This is a genomic window from Paenibacillus sp. D51F, assembly GCF_053345695.1.
In genome coordinates, this window is the sequence record NZ_JBKFAO010000007.1 from 125,607 (window position 1) to 140,809 (window position 15,203).

Below are 15,203 nucleotides of genomic sequence, written 5' to 3' on the forward strand. Positions count from 1 at the left end.
CCTGTCAGCAGGCTGTCGGAATGTCACTATCATACTGAATATTCAGGAAATTTCAACCATTTATATCCTTCCTCCCGGACGTGATGGGCGGCTGCACCGGAACAAAAAATAGCCCCGGAGCCCGGCCTCGCGGCCTTGCTTCCGAAGCTGCTTGCACAGATCGGCCCGGTATCGGGCTTCTCTGCCATCATTCCATGAATCAGCGGCGCAGATGCTGCATCTGGCTCATGCATTCCGAGCACAAATAACGTTCCTTGAAATCAGCTACTTGCTCCATCGATCCGCAGAAGACGCAGCGCGGACGATATCGCTCCAAAATGATTTGATCCCCTTGAACGAGGATTTCCACAGGATCCCCTTCGTTCATCTGGTAACGTTTGCGCAGGGATTTGGGCAGCACTATGCGGCCCAATTGGTCGACCTTTCGTACGACTCCAGCCGGTTTCATCGGTTGTATCCGCTCCTTATGTCTGAATTATCTAGTCACAACCAACCCTTCGGCTTGCAAATCATGCAATAGGGCATATGGATGTCCTTTTCTCCTACCATTCTCCATGGCAGGAAGCAAATCCTTCCTCTGTTCATAGTTGCTTAATATTCTCCAACTTTTGGACAGAACGCCAAATATTCAAGCCATGCCGGGAAAGTCCGATTGCCTGAGCGCCTCGAACAAGACGATCGCCGCAGAATTGGACAGATTGAGCGAACGGACGCTGCCTGTCATCGGCATGCGGATCGCGGTATCCAGGTTGGCCGCGACAAGCTCGGGAGGCAGCCCTTTGGTTTCCTTTCCAAATACGAACAGGTCTCCGTCCCGATAATCCAACTGGTCGTAGCGTTTGGATGCCTTGGTGCTGGCGTAGAAAAACCTGCCTTCCGGAAAAGCATCTTTCACTTCCTGAAAGGAATCGTAATAATGGACCTGGACGGCATGCCAATAGTCCAGGCCGGCTCTCTTGAGCGTCCGGTCGTCGGTATCGAAGCCGAGCGGGCGGACAAGATGCAGATGCGCTCCGGTAGCCGCGCAGGTTCTGGCGATATTGCCGGTGTTGGCCGGGATCTCCGGCTCCACCAGGACGATATGATAAGACATCGTTTGCGACTTCCTTTCGGTCAAACTTCTGGGTAGACTTTACATTCCTTTTACGCAGCCTTAATTCCTATCTGAAGCTCGGGCTGTATACTGGAGTCAAGATCTGGTAAAAGGAGCCGAACAAGGTGACGAAGAAAAAAGTGCTGGTCGTTGACGATGAACCATCCATCTCGATGCTGCTGGAATTCAATCTCAACCTTGCAGGTTATGAAGTGCGGTCCGTCCACGACGGAATGGCTGTATTCGACATGCTGAAGCCTTTCCGCCCGGACCTCATCGTGCTCGACCTGATGCTTCCCAAGATGGACGGCATCGAAGTATGCCGGGAATTGCGCCGCCGCGGCAATGCCGTTCCGATCGTCATGCTTACCGCCATGCAGGATGTGTCCGACCGCATTGCGGGACTGGACAACGGCGCGGACGACTATATGACCAAACCGTTCAGCCCCCAGGAGCTCGTCTCCCGGATCGGCGCTATTTTCAGGAGAATGCAAGGTTATCCCGGCATCCATGCCGAAGTCAGCTATGAAGTCGGACCGCTGCAGGTCGATCTCGCCAAGCGCGAGGTCCATCTGAACGGCGAGCAGGTCGAGCTTACGCCCAAGGAGTTCGAGCTGCTCGTCTTCCTCTGCCGCCATCGCGGCAAAGTGCTGAGCCGGCAGCAGCTCCTGCAGGGCGTATGGGATTACCACTTCCTCGGCGATACTCGGATCGTCGACGTCCATATCAGCCATCTCCGGGACAAAATCGAACAAAGCGCCCGGTCTCCCGAGTATATTATGACGGTCCGCAATGTCGGATACAAGCTTACCGGCCCTTCCCCCAAGGACCAGACAGCGGCAATGGCATAATTTCGGCCTTCATGCATCTGCTTTTCCACTGCCTGCCGTTAACGCAAGAGCTCTTGCCTCAAGAGGCAAGAGCTCTTCTTATGTCCGGCTTGCTCAGCCGTTCTTCCTCTGGAACTCCGTCATGAAATCGGCAAGCGCCTTGCAGCTCTCAAGCGGAACCGCATTGTAGGCGGACGCGCGCAGGCCGCCGACGTCTCTGTGGCCCTTCAGCCCGACAAAGCCTTCCGCTTCCGATTGGCGGACGAATTCCTTGTCCAGCTCATCGGATTGCAGGCGGAACGTTATGTTCATCAGCGAGCGGCTGCCGGTGTCGGCCACCCCGCTGTAGAAGCCGCCGCTCCGGTCGATGACATCGTAGATGAGAGCCGCTTTGTCCCTGTTCGTCTGCTCGACGGCAGCCAGGCCGCCTTTGCCCTTGAGCCATTTGAGCACAAGCCCGATCATGTAGACCGCGAAGGAAGGCGGCGTGTTGTAGAGGGATTTGGACTTCGCATGCGTGTCGTAGCGGAACATCGTCGGAAGCGCCGCAGGACTGCTGGCGATCAGATCGTTGCGGGCGATGACGATCGTCGCGCCGGATGGCCCCAGGTTTTTCTGGGCGCCGGCATAGATCATGCCGAACCGGCTCATGTCGAGCGGCCTCGACATGATGTCGCTGGACATGTCGGCGATGAGCGGAACTTCCCCCGTATCCGGGAAAAACGGAAGCTGGGTGCCCTCGATCGTTTCATTGGAAGTCAGATGAAGATAAGCCGCGTTGTCAGGCAGGACAATCTCTTCCAGACTCGGCATGCGGGTGAACTTGGAGCCCTCCGAGGTGGCGGCGATCGCTGTCTCGCCGATCAGCTTCGCTTCCTTGATCGCTTTTTTGGCCCAGCTGCCGCTGTTCACGTACGCTCCGGTCAATCCCTGATGAAGGAAATTGAGCGGCACCATCGCGAATTGCGTGCTTGCGCCGCCTTGCAGCAGCATGACGCTGTAGGAATCCGGAATTTGGAGAAGCTCCCTCAGCAGCTGCTCCGCCTCGTCGTTGACGCCCTCGAACAGCTTGCTTCGATGCGACATTTCCATCAAGGACATGCCGGCACCCTTGTAATCGACAAATTCCTCCTGCGCCTGCTGAAGCACTTCAAGCGGCAATGCCGCAGGTCCTGCGTTGAAATTGTAAGCCCTCTTCGTCATGTTCCTTGCACCCCTGTCTCTGTCGCTGGAAAGATACACTCCAATAAAGTTATGGCTATCTTAACAAGATTACCTCTCTCGTTCAAGTGATAATTTCACGAACGCTGGTTGAGGAAGCGTTGAAGATCATTCGTCTTTGAGCAAAAAAGAAGCTCCCGATAAGGGAGCTTCTGATCTTGAATGGTATAAGTCCGGATTAGCAGTCGAAATAGAGGCCGTACTCATGCGGATGGACGCGGATTGCGACGGCTTTGGCTTCCTGACGCTTGAAGGCAACGTAGTTGTCGATGAAGTCCTGGCTGAAGACGCCGTTTTCGGTAAGGAACCCGGAATCGGCTTCCAGCGCATCCAGAGCTTCTTCCAGGGATCCTGGAACGCTGCGGATTTCTTTTTTGTCTTCATCGGACAGCTCGTAGATGTTCTTGTCGTAAGGACCGAATCCGAGAGCGGTCGGATCGATTTTGCGCTTCACGCCGTCCAGCCCTGCAAGCAGCATCGCCGCGAAGCTCAGGTACGGGTTCGCCGTGGAGTCCGGCGTACGGAACTCGATGCGGCAGCCCTTAGGCGTAACAGCTGCAACCGGGATACGTACGGCAGCGGAACGGTTGCCCTTGGAGAACACCAGGTTGACCGGTGCTTCATAGCCTGGAACGAGGCGTTTGAAGGAGTTCGTGCTCGGGTTGGTCAGCGCGATCAGCGCCGGAGCGTGATGCAGAATGCCGCCGATGTAATGCAGCGCCATTTCGCTCAGGTTGCCGTAGCCGCCTTTCTCGTAGAACAGCGGCGAATCGCCGTTGAAGATCGATTGGTGAACGTGCATGCCGCTGCCGTTGTCTCCGAAGAGCGGTTTCGGCATGAACGTAGCCACTTTGCCGTACTGGCGGGCTGTGTTGTGCACGATGTATTTGTAGAGCAGGAGATTGTCTGCCGTCTTGGTCAGCGTATCGAAGCGGAAGTTGATCTCCGCTTGGCCGGCCGTAGCCACCTCATGGTGATGGCGCTCGACGCGGAGTCCCGCTTCCTGCATCAGGCGGACCATCTCGCTGCGAAGGTCTTGCTGGGAGTCGACAGGGGCAACCGGCACGTAGCCGCCTTTGACGCCTACTTTGAACGCCAGGTTGCCGCCCTCTTCCTTGCGGTTCGTGTTCCAAGCCGCTTCTTCGGAATCGACGAAGTAGGAGGAAGAGTTCATCGAGCTTTCGTAACGAACGTCGTCAAAGACGAAGAACTCGGACTCAGGGGCAAAAAATGCTGTCGTGCCGACGCCGGAGGATTGGAGGAATTCCTCTGCCTTCTGGGCGATGCTCCGCGGGTCGCGGTCGTAGCGTTCGCCATCCGGTGTGAAGATATTGCACATGACGTTCAAAGTCGGGTGATCCGTGAATGGATCCAGGAACACCGAACCGGTATCCGGCATCATGACCATGTCAGATTCTTCGATGCCCCGGAAGCCAGGAATCGAGGAACCGTCAAATGCGACGCCGTTCACGAACGTGTCACCGTCAACTTCCGTCGCAGGAAGAGTGATATGGTGAGCGCGGCCGGAGAGATCCACGAACCGGAAATCGACAAACTGGATGTTATTTTCTTTGATTTTGTCCAATACGCTTTGAACTGACATCTAAAATTTCCTCCATTTCCGAACGTTAGCATTAGTTAAGACCGAGATTGTTCAACTTTGGCTCTAAACCTTGAAGTAATTATAAAACCGTTGCTTTTAAGCGTCAATAGGTATGTCAGGTATTTTTGGAACAAGTGTAAGCAATACTCACAACATTTATACAATATTCACATTCTGCGGACGCTCTCAACGCAAACATCCGTAAGTCCCTTGACGTAAAAGGGTTTACGGATGTATTACGAGCAATATCGATATTAGCTGCATATGTTGAAATTCAGCTCTACGCATATTTATGCGGAAGCGCTTTCTTTATCTCTCCTCCAGATAGCCGTTTCTACTTTTGCCAGACAACGAATTGATCCGCTTCTGCCTTGCTCGTGTCAAAATTCTTGCCGACGATCGGCGCAAGCTTTTCCAAATCCTTGAGCAGGCGGGCGAATTGATCGGGGAACAGCGACTGGATGCCGTCTCCCGTCATGGAATTGTCGGGATCCGTATGCATTTCAATGATCAGCCCATTGGCGCCGGCAGCCACGGAAGCTTTGGCCATCGGCTCCACCAGCTCGCGGCGTCCCGTTCCGTGGCTCGGGTCCGAGATGACCGGCAGATGGCTGAGGCCTTGCAGCACCGGAATCGCCGACAGATCGAGCGTATTGCGGGTGTACGTCTCGAACGTGCGGATTCCCCGCTCGCAAAGCATCACATTGGGATTGCCGCCTGCCAGGATGTATTCCGCCGCATTGAGGAATTCATCGTATGTGGAGCTGAATCCGCGCTTGAGAAGGACCGGCGTCTGGATCGTGCCGAGCTTGCGCAAGAGATCGAAGTTCTGCATGTTGCGGGTGCCGACTTGCAGAATATCGGCATGCTCCGCGCAGATATCGACGTATTCAGGAGTCATCACTTCCGTAATCGTGAGGAGGCCGTGGCGCCGGCCCGCATCCGCCATCATCTCCAGTCCTTCCACGCCGACGCCCTGGAAGCTGTACGGACCCGTGCGCGGCTTGAAGGCGCCGCCGCGAAGCACCTGGCCGCCGGCTGCCTTGACGAGGCGGGCGATCTCGTCGATCTGCTCCGGAGTCTCCACGGCGCATGGGCCGCCCATGATGACAAGATCGCTGCCGCCGATCTTGACTCCCTTGATATCGATGATCGTATCGTCGGGATGGAAGTCGCGGCTGGCCAGCTTGTAGGACTTGGAGATCTTGATGACATCCTCTACGCCCTTCATCTGGCGCAAATGCTCCGCAAGGGCCGGCTCCGCCTTGCCGATAATGCCGATGACGGTCCGGTCGATGCCGCGGGAGACATGGGCCTGCACGCCTGAACGCTCGATGTGGGATACGATTTCCTGTATGCGCTCTTCGTTGATGGATGATTGGGTAATGACGATCATAGTAAACACGCTCCGTTTCGCTTTCGTGCTTGTTCGCTTTTAAGCTTTTATGCTTTTATTTGATAAAGTAAATATACAAGGTTGCTCTGCTTACGTCAAGATCCGTTTCAACATGATATGCCCCCCGTGATTCATTGATGCCAAAAACAGGCTGGCCGATAATCATTGGCCAGCCTGTTCCGCTATAAATTCGGATTGATCGAACCTGGATCATGCCCCATGCCTCCCTAATCCAGAGTCACTTCATACAGAATGGCGCCGCTGCGTCCGAATGCGGAGCTGCCGGAAGTCTCTCCCTCCGGACTTGCCGCCGGGGAACCGCCGTACTCGCTCGCGTCTATGGCCTTGCCATGCTCTTCGATCCAGGCATTGAGGTCGCTGCCGCCTTCACGGCCGCCTGCTCCGCCCGATCCTCCGACGAGGAAATATTTCACCTTGCCCGACCTCACCAGCTGCTCCAGCTTGGCAGAGTCATAGACCGGATCCGAGTTCTGGAAGCCGTGCAGGATGACGACCTTCTGCTTGGCCTCCACGATATAAGGAGCGGCTGTCCCGTAATCGGACACGGCGAGCAAATAGTCGGTCGTTTGGTTTTGCTTCAAATAGGCGAGCAGTCCTTCGTTCAAGCTCTCGCTTCCTCCCCTGTCGCCGGCTCCTCCCGGCATGCCCTGGAAGCCTCCTTGCATTCCTGACTGCCCGGAGAAATTCGGCCGTCCGCCTTGTTCCGATGAATTCGGCAAGCCGCCTTGTCCTCCGTTCACCGCATCCCATTGTCCGCCGGTCCTGGAGCCAGAGACGGCGAAGACGCCCCTTCCGCCTCCCATGCTGTTTTGGCCGTCGGGGCCGGCTGCGGGGATCATCGAGTTCTGACCGTACACGATCGGGGTCGCCGACCAGTAGGCAGGGCCGATCAGCAGCGCCGCAGCAGCCGCGACGGCGGTCCACCGGACCGCAGCGCTGTTGTCGCGCGAATTCAGGACGGCGAGAATGAGCGCGGCGAGCAGTCCGAGCCCCGCGACCGCGAGCGACCAGCCTACGCCGATCGTGCTCTCGTAAGGACGCAGGATGTGCCATTGGAACATCGAAGTCGCCGCGACGGCAGCCGGCAGGAGATAGACCTGCCAGCCTTTTCCTTGGCGGTATTTCGCCCACATCTCGCTCCAGCCTGCCCCGAACAACGCCGCAGCCGGAGGAGCCAGCATGATGAGGTAATATTGGTGGAAAAAGCCGGCGATGCTGAAAAATCCGCCGACGGGAATAAGCCAGGCCAGCCAGAACAGCGTTTCCTTATGCTTCTCCGTCATGGATTTCCGTCTCCATGTGGAGAGCAGCGCGACTGCCGCGATCAGGGCAAAAGGCAGCAGCCAGCTCGCTTGGCCGGAGAGAGCCTGCTGGAACAAGCGGAGCGGCCCCTTCTCCCCGGTGCCGAACATCCCGCCAGCCCCGCCTCCATTGCCGCCGAAGCCTCCGGGAACGCCTGCGGCTCCTCCTGCCCGCTCGAAGCGTCCGGATCTGTCGGAGCCGTTCCGCTGGTTTTGTCCGTCCGCGCTGTTGTCATTGATTTGAGGTTGTCCGTCCTGCCCCGTGCCGCCGGTTCCGTTTTGCGCTTGGCCGTCCTGCCAGGTGCCGCCTTCATTTCCCGGCAGCATTCCGCCCTGGCCTTGGCTGCCTCCAGGCAGAGCGCCGCCCGGAGCCATTGTCCCGGGGAAGCCGCCGGCGCCGCCTCGGGCACCTGGGCTGCGGTCTCCCGTCAGCCGGGAAACTCCGTTGTAGCCGAAAGCGAGCTGCAGCACCGAATTTCCCGTGCTGCTGCCGATATAAGGCCGCTTGTCGGCCGGCACGGAGTCTACGATTGCCGCCCAGGATACGGATATGGCCAGCATGAGAACCGTTGCTCCGGACAGCACAGCGAGCTTCTTCTTCCAAGGGAAGCGTACCGCCAGCAGATAGAGCAGATAAAAGGCCGGAAGGACCATGTACGCCTGGAGCATCTTCATGTTGAATGCCGCTCCGATCAGGGCGAAGGAAGCAAGCAGGCTGCCCGTCCGCTGCCCTCGTACGCCTCGCAGCAGAAACCACGCCGCCAGCAAGAGCGTGAAGACAAGCATCGCATCGATATTGTTCGTTCTCGACACCGCGACGCCGACCGGGGCCAGCGCCATCCCGAAGGCAGCGATGCGAGCGGCGGCGAGCCCGAAGGAAGGCTTGACCAGCAGGTAGACAAGCAGCACCGAGCCGATTCCAGCCAACGCTTGCGGCAGAATGACGCTCCAGCCATGCAAGCCGAACACGTAGGCGAACGCCGTCTGGATCCAGAAGGCAAGCGGGGGTTTGTCCACCGTCACCGATCCGGCAGAGTCCAGCGAGCCGTAGAAGAAGTTATGCCAGCTCTGCAGCATGCTGCCTACTGCGGTCGTGTAATACGTATTGGCGTAGGTTTCCTTCCCTATTCCATACAGGTTCAAAAAAGCGGACGCCAGCATGGCGGCGGCCAGCACCGGATCCAGCCGCCTGCCGGATCTTGCCCTCTCCCTGATTTCCATCTCTATCCCCACTCCTCTATCGGGTCATGAGCTCATTGTAAGCGGCCAAAATGAACCTTGAATGAACGACCTTCCAGATCGTAGAAATAGAACGGTATGGAATCCGCGGTGCCGGGAGGGGCTTTCGATTTCCTTTCCTTCTTGGAAGACTGATCTCCGCAGCCCCATGTCCGGAAACCCGTTTTTGTGCGGATAGAAAAAAAGCGCTTCTTCTATATAGAAGAAACGCTTAAGATCAACCGTATGGGGTAATGAATCATTCCGATGCCGTACGAGTCGGCGGGAGGACCCGGCGCAGCTTGCGCTTCTCCTTGCGCCGCGCAGCATAATACCGCAGCAGGGCACGGACGGTGAAGAACAACAGGGCGCCCAGCCATATGCCGTCGATGATGCCGCCTACAATCAGCTTGAAGTTGAGAAGCAGGAACCGGTTGACCTCCGCCCCGACAAACGGAATGTCGAACACAAGGTGTGTCGGAAGCACCCATCCGCCGACCTTGTTGTGGAGATAAGCGAACGGCAGATAGATGACCTTCCCGATGACGAATCCGATCAGAGCCCCCGCAAGGCTGCCGCGCAGCATATAGATCAGAGGGAAGATCAGGAAAAAAGCCAGCCCGTACGTGGGGAGCGTGAACATTTCACAGAACAATCCGATCGAGAAGCCCATCGCCACGAAGGACGGACCGCCAGGAGCCCTCAGCAGCTGTATGAATTTGTACCGGATCCAGCGCCCGATCCGAGCAGACATCGGCCTCGGTCTGGATTTTGCTATATTGCCAGCCATCTTCCTACCCTCTTTATGCGCCTGACTTGGTCTTGATCTTGGGAAGCAGCTTCTTCATGTCGACCGTACGCTTCAATTCCCAAGTGGAAGCATCCTTCTCGTCGTATCGTTCCAGAAAATCGACGACCTCGCGCGTAAGCGGCGTCGGCGTGGAAGCTCCGGATGTCACCGATACGCGCTGCTTGCCCTGCAGCCATTCCAGCTTGAGCTCCGACAAGTCGGCGATCCGATAAGCCGGCACCCCGGATATCTCCTCCGATACCTGGGCAAGACGATTGGAGTTGTTGCTCCGCGGATCGCCGACGACGATCGTCAGCTCGGCCTGCCCGGCCTGATCGGCGACTGCCTCCTGGCGAACCTGCGTAGCGAGGCAGATCTCGTTGTGGATCTCAGCCGCAGGGTACTTCTCCAGCAGCTTCGAGATCAGATGCCGGATATCCCACTGGGACATCGTCGTCTGATTCGTGATGAGAATCCGGTCTCCGGGAACATCGAGCACCTCGATGTCCGCTTCCCTCTCGATGAGATGCACGAGATCGGGCGCAACCCCGACCGCGCCTTCCGGCTCCGGATGGCCTTTTTTGCCGATATAGATGATATGGTAGCCTTCCGCGGTCTTCTCAGAGATGAGATCATGCGTCTTCGTCACGTCCGGACAGGTCGCGTCGACGACCGTAAGCCCCTTTTCCTTGGCGCGGCGCCGCACCGCCGGCGACACTCCGTGCGCGGTGAAGATGACCGTCCCCTTCTCCACCTGCTCGAGAATTTCCAAGCGGTTCTCCCCGTCAAGCGTAATGATGCCTTCTTCCTTGAATGCCTCCGTCACATGGCCGTTGTGCACGATCATGCCCAGAATGTATATGGGACGCGGCAGATCCAGGTTGCGAGCCGTCTGAAGAGCCAGCACCATGGCATCCACGACGCCGTAGCAATAGCCGCGCGGCGAAATCTTGACCACTTCCATCGAAATACCTGCTTTCCCGGCCGGCTTGAACTATCCGGTACGGCCGCACTGTATTCATTATACTCTATTCGACATGCACAGAAAAGGCGATAGGCAGCCAAACCGTAAACGTCGTACCCGCTCCCGGAACCGTCCGCACCTCGACCGAGCCTTCATGCTCGTCGATGATCCACTTCGCGATGGACAGTCCGAGCCCGGTTCCGCTTGTGATGCCGCGCGATTCGTCGGCGCGGTAGAAGCGCTCGAAGATATGGGGAACCTGCTCGGGCTCCATGCCGAGGCCGGTATCCTGGATAATGATGCCTGCCTGGGCGCCGCTGACGACGGCCCGCAGCATGACGCTGCCCTCCGGCGTGTACTTGAACGCGTTCTCGATGAAGATGAAGAGCAGCTGGCGCAAATAATCCGGGTTGCCCATAACGCCGACTCCCTCGAGGGAAGTCAGGTCTCCCGGCTTCCAGCTTGCCGTGCGCGGCAGCATGGAAGCGCGCCGCACGACATCCTCGACGACCTCAGTCAGCTCCACCGGCTTCTTCTCCATGACGAAGCCTGCGTCTGCCCGCGCCAGGGCAAGCAGATCGTTGACGAGCCGGCTCATCCGCCGCGCCTCGTCCCCGATATCCTTCATCGCCTCGCGAGACATTTCCTGGCGCATCGCTTCATGCTCGGAAACCTCGGGAATGCGGTTCGTACCGTCTTCAAGAGCCGGCTTCCAGATTTTCTCGAGCAGATCGATATTGCCGCGGATCGTCGTCAGCGGCGTGCGCAGCTCATGCGAGGCGTCGGAGACGAATCGGCGCTGCGCGTCGTAAGCTTCGTCCAGCTCGTTGTATGCCAGCTCCATGCGCCCGATCATGCCGTTCAAAGTGTCCGTAAGACGGCCGAGCTCGTCGCTCGGGCCTTTCCAGGCGATCCTCCTGCTGAGGTCAGCTCCATTCTCGATCTGCTCCGCGGCCTGAATGACGATCTCGATCGGGCGCAGCGACTGGCGGGCCATCAGCATCCCGACGGTGAATGCGACGATCAGGCCAATCAGCGAAGTGAAGACCAGAATGGTCCGCAGCTGCTGGAGCGTATTTTCCTGAACGATGATGTTGGAGCCGACCTGCAGCAGGCCGACGACCTTCCCGTTGCTGGCCATGTCCACAATCGGAACCTGGTACACGTAGAACGGATAACCGTTCGCCTTCGTTTTGACGAAATCGGATTTCTTCAATTGCGAAGAGTCCTTCTGGAACGGAAATACCAGATGATATCGCTCCATGTTGGCCGAAAGATTGTAGGTTCCCGTACGGTAGTTGACGATCTGGATATAGAATTCTCCCTGCAGGAGGGAGGACGGATCCACTTGCAGTTCTCCAGGAAGGAAGGTGCTGTATTTTTTGATCTGACTGCCTAAATCCTTTCCCTGTGCTTCCAGCTTGTTCTTCACGTCGGAATAAGCCTTATAGCTCTGAAAAGCATAAACCGTCCCCCCCATGACGATGAGGATGACGGCAAGAATCGCGCTGTAGGTAAGCGTAAGCTTGAATCGGATGGACACTTCTAGCTCACTCCTCCGCGGAGGACGTAACCGGTGCCCCGGACCGTCTGGATCAGGCGGCTGTCTGTGCCGGCATCCTCGGTTTTCTGCCGCAGCATGGCGATATACACTTCCAGCACGTTCGACTCCCCGCTATAATCGTAGCCCCAGATCTTGTCCATGATGGAGTCGCGGGTAAGGACGCGCTTCGGATTCTGCATGAACAGATGGAGCAGGTCGAATTCCTTGGCGGTCAGCTCGATGCGGCGTCCGCCGCGCATCGCTTCGCGGGAATCCAGGTCGAGAATGAGATTCTCGAAGGACAGCCGGTTGCCCGGCTCATCCAGCTTGTCCGGCTTGCGGCGCAGCAGCGCGCGCACCCGTGCGAGCAGCTCCTCGAGCGCGAACGGCTTCACCAGATAATCGTCCGCGCCGAGATCGAGTCCCTTCACGCGGTCATGGATATCGTCCTTGGCGGTCAGCATCAGGATCGGCACGGCGCTGCCGCCTTCCCTGACGCGCCTGCATACTTCCCAGCCGTCCACCTGCGGCATCATGACGTCCAGGATCAGCAGCTGCGGATCGGCTCCGAGCAGCGCCTTGAGCCCTTCCAGCCCGTTGCCGGCCGTCGTGACCTCGTATCCCTCGAACGCCAGGCTGCGGCGCAGCATGGATGTAATCTTCTCATCATCGTCTACCACCACGATATGCGGTCTCATGGCCCAGCTCCCCTCGCTTGCTCGTTGATTCTATCCTAACTCAGCCGGCGGCGAATTGAAATCCGCAGCCGGTCCGTCCCGCTTCCCCGGCGGGGCGGACATAAGAGGAGCGCAGGCGTCACTACGCCTGCGCTCCGGAACAACCGGACATTCGTCGCACGGTTATTCGACGTTGTACTTGCTCTTGTCGCCGATCTCGATCGTGATGTCCATCTTCTTGCCGTTGCGGATGACGTTCATCGTCACCTTGTCGCCGACTTTTTTCTTCTGGATGACCGCGATCAGGTCTTCCTTCGTTTTGTACTTCGTTCCATCCATTCCGGTGATGACGTCATATTGCTGCAGGCCTGCCTTGTAGGCCGGAGCATTGAACGTCGTTTCCCGGACGATGGAGCCTTCCGTGCTGCTGAGGCCGAGCTCCTGCTTCATCTGGTCCGTGATGTCAGCCAGCGTCGCGCCGATGAACGGGCTTGGAGCGGAGCTTTGGCCGGCCTTCAGCTGATCCACGACTTCCTTGATCGTGCTCGTCGGAATCGCGAAGCCGATGCCCTGCGAGTCCGCGCTGATGGCGGTATTGATGCCGATGACTTCGCCGTTCATGTTGATCAGCGGACCGCCGGAGTTGCCGGGGTTGATGGAGGCGTCCGTCTGCAGCAGATGCTGGTAGTTGCGCGCGGTGCCGCCGGATTCCGAAGCGACCTGGATCGTACGCTCGCGGGCGCTCAGCACGCCGACCGTAACGGAATGGTCGAAGCCGTTCGGGTTGCCGATGGCGACGAGCCAGTCGCCGATGCTGCTGGCTTCGGAGTCGCCGAGCGGCAGCGTCGGGAAGTCCTTGCCGTCCTGCGGCTCTACCTTGAGCACGGCGAGGTCGAGATCCTTGCGCGCTCCGAGCAGCTTGGCTTCCAGCTCCTTGGTCGTGCCCTGCACCTTGACCTTGATCTGCTGCGCGCCGTCGATGACATGCTGGTTCGTCAGGATATAGCCGTCTTTCTCAAAGAAGAATCCGGAGCCGAGTCCCGTTTCCTGCAGCTCTCCGCCCTGCTGGCCGGGGCTGCCGCCGCCCCCGAACTGGTCGCCGAAGAACTGGCGGAAGAACGGGTCGCTGTCGAGGCCGCCGCCATAAGAGCTGGTGGCGTTGCTGTAGGTCGTGATCAGCACGACTGCCGGCGAAGCTTTTTCCGATATCTGCGAGATGTTCATCGGACGGGTCGTGTCGGCTGCCGTAGAAACCTTGCTGGCGGTCGCAGTGTTGTCTCCTTGGCCCGATACGATGCCCGAAGAGGTCAGCGCCTGTCCCTTCGTGAACCAGTCGTTCTCATCCGACGCCCACATCAGGCCGCCGACCGCGATCACCCCGGCGAGGAAGGATACCGCTGCGGTGCGGAAGCCTCCTCCGCGCCGCTTGCCGCCGCTTCCGCCGCCGCTCTGCCACTCGCCCTTGCCTGCATTGGAAGCCGGTACGAACGGGCGCAGCTGGCGGGGAGGCGTCACGACGACCTCTCGCGATTGGCCCTCCTGCGGGCGCTCCTCGGAAGCGCCGTAGGTCCCGGAAGGCTGCCCTTCCCGGCGCGGCTCCTGCCGGTCGGGCTGTCCTTGGCGGAAGGGGCCGTAGGAATAGTAGTAAGAGGAGCCTTCCTGGCGCTCGCCGCCGGAGTTGTCCGGCGAATCCTGTTTTGCGCGTTCCTCGTTCTTCTTGCTCTCTTCGTCCCAGAATCCGTCGAAGCGGCCGTTGCCATTGCGATTGTCTTCCATCGAAAATTCCTCCTCGATTCTATGAAATGAGCTCCCTCATCCTCCCCGCGGGAGGCGCCGGACTGCCTGCGGAATGGCTTGCCCGCAGCCTTGCCGTCCGTGGAACCAGCGTGGAATGGTTATGTGTCTATCTTGCACAATCTACCTTAAAAGAAACTGAAAAAGGGCATAAGACAAAATAAAAAACCTTTGATTCCGCCTGAACGGGTCAAAGGCCTTGCCCAAAAGATAGATTCAGCGGGGAACGTTGAGCTGCGCCTCGGTGTCGTCAAGCACTTGCTTGGCTTTCTCCACCCATTCCGGAGCGACGTCGGCATCCGGGTCGACCGGCGCCTGGAACTGGTCGAACAGCGCGCCTACCGTGCGCATCTTCGCTTCCGGATCGCTGCCTTCCCGGTACAGATGGCGAAGCACATACGGAGTGGTCAGCTTGATAGAGGCGTCGTTGTCCTCGGTCTGGTCGTCCACGTTGCCGCGCAGCACGTCGAACGGCAAGCGCAGCCATACCTTGTTCTCTTCGTCCAGATTCAAGTCGAAGGACCCGTTGCCGTAATCCCAATTGCCTCCCAGCACGAAGCCCTGCTTATCCAGCACGCGCTTGATCTGTACGAAGTCATGCTCGGTCGATTCCAATGGGGATGCGATCTCAATCATGGATATCTCTCCTTGTCAGCTTCGATATGGTCAGCATTCCCTGCCGGATCGGGCGTTATGTGCCGGAAGCTGCAGGACGGCCGCGTTGACGTCCCGAACCCTCCCCCATGTCATGC

13 protein-coding genes are annotated in these 15,203 nt (G+C 58.2%); 1 reads left to right on the forward strand and 12 read right to left on the reverse strand.

Translation table 11 applies throughout. From position 1 onward, the window contains the following. Positions 1 to 199: 199 nt before the first annotated feature. Both ACLBWT_RS14375 and trmL read right to left on the reverse strand, forming a co-directional pair. Positions 200 to 448: an AbrB/MazE/SpoVT family DNA-binding domain-containing protein gene (locus ACLBWT_RS14375; RefSeq protein ID WP_447663847.1), complete on the reverse strand. Its 249-nt coding sequence runs from the start codon at positions 446 to 448 to the stop codon at positions 200 to 202. Between the two features lie 180 nt (positions 449 to 628). Next, positions 629 to 1,093 (reverse strand): tRNA (uridine(34)/cytosine(34)/5-carboxymethylaminomethyluridine(34)-2'-O)-methyltransferase TrmL, encoded by a 465-nt coding sequence (gene trmL, locus ACLBWT_RS14380; RefSeq protein WP_447663848.1) that lies wholly within the window; start codon positions 1,091 to 1,093, stop codon positions 629 to 631. 125 nt (positions 1,094 to 1,218) lie between these two features. On the opposite strand from trmL, the gene ACLBWT_RS14385 reads away from it, so the two are divergent. Continuing rightward, positions 1,219 to 1,944, forward strand: a complete 726-nt coding sequence (locus ACLBWT_RS14385) for a response regulator transcription factor (protein WP_021879075.1) — start codon at positions 1,219 to 1,221, stop codon at positions 1,942 to 1,944. 93 nt (positions 1,945 to 2,037) lie between these two features. Here the strand turns inward: ACLBWT_RS14385 and serC are convergent, their stop codons facing one another. The 10 genes from serC to ACLBWT_RS14435 all read right to left on the reverse strand — a co-directional run bounded on the left by serC (position 2,038) and on the right by ACLBWT_RS14435 (position 15,087). Beyond that, on the reverse strand, positions 2,038 to 3,126 hold the full coding sequence (serC, locus tag ACLBWT_RS14390) for a 3-phosphoserine/phosphohydroxythreonine transaminase (RefSeq protein ID WP_447663849.1): 1,089 nt from the start codon (positions 3,124 to 3,126) through the stop codon (positions 2,038 to 2,040). Between the two features lie 196 nt (positions 3,127 to 3,322). Beyond that, positions 3,323 to 4,747, reverse strand: a complete 1,425-nt coding sequence (gene glnA / locus ACLBWT_RS14395) for a type I glutamate--ammonia ligase (RefSeq protein ID WP_048748719.1) — start codon at positions 4,745 to 4,747, stop codon at positions 3,323 to 3,325. A gap of 334 nt (positions 4,748 to 5,081) precedes the next feature. Continuing rightward, entirely contained in the window at positions 5,082 to 6,143 is a 1,062-nt protein-coding gene (gene aroF / locus ACLBWT_RS14400) for a 3-deoxy-7-phosphoheptulonate synthase (RefSeq protein WP_447663850.1), read from the reverse strand. A gap of 227 nt (positions 6,144 to 6,370) precedes the next feature. Further along, on the reverse strand, positions 6,371 to 8,686 hold the full coding sequence (locus tag ACLBWT_RS14405; protein WP_447663851.1) for a glycosyltransferase family 39 protein: 2,316 nt from the start codon (positions 8,684 to 8,686) through the stop codon (positions 6,371 to 6,373). A 256-nt stretch (positions 8,687 to 8,942) separates the two neighbouring features. Next, entirely contained in the window at positions 8,943 to 9,473 is a 531-nt protein-coding gene (locus ACLBWT_RS14410) for a DUF2062 domain-containing protein (protein ID WP_447663852.1), read from the reverse strand. 13 nt (positions 9,474 to 9,486) lie between these two features. Further along, the gene (locus tag ACLBWT_RS14415) at positions 9,487 to 10,437 is read right to left on the reverse strand and encodes a 4-hydroxy-3-methylbut-2-enyl diphosphate reductase (protein WP_447663853.1); all 951 of its coding nucleotides are present in this window, start codon (positions 10,435 to 10,437) and stop codon (positions 9,487 to 9,489) included. A 64-nt stretch (positions 10,438 to 10,501) separates the two neighbouring features. Beyond that, on the reverse strand, positions 10,502 to 11,980 hold the full coding sequence (locus ACLBWT_RS14420) for a sensor histidine kinase (protein WP_447663854.1): 1,479 nt from the start codon (positions 11,978 to 11,980) through the stop codon (positions 10,502 to 10,504). A 2-nt stretch (positions 11,981 to 11,982) separates the two neighbouring features. Then, positions 11,983 to 12,678, reverse strand: coding sequence for a response regulator transcription factor (locus ACLBWT_RS14425; RefSeq protein ID WP_447663855.1), 696 nt, complete (start codon positions 12,676 to 12,678; stop codon positions 11,983 to 11,985). Between the two features lie 162 nt (positions 12,679 to 12,840). Continuing rightward, positions 12,841 to 14,433, reverse strand: a complete 1,593-nt coding sequence (locus ACLBWT_RS14430) for a S1C family serine protease (protein WP_447663856.1) — start codon at positions 14,431 to 14,433, stop codon at positions 12,841 to 12,843. Positions 14,434 to 14,667: 234 nt separating this feature from the next. Next, the gene (locus tag ACLBWT_RS14435; protein ID WP_447663857.1) at positions 14,668 to 15,087 is read right to left on the reverse strand and encodes a YugN family protein; all 420 of its coding nucleotides are present in this window, start codon (positions 15,085 to 15,087) and stop codon (positions 14,668 to 14,670) included. Positions 15,088 to 15,203 lie beyond the last annotated feature (116 nt).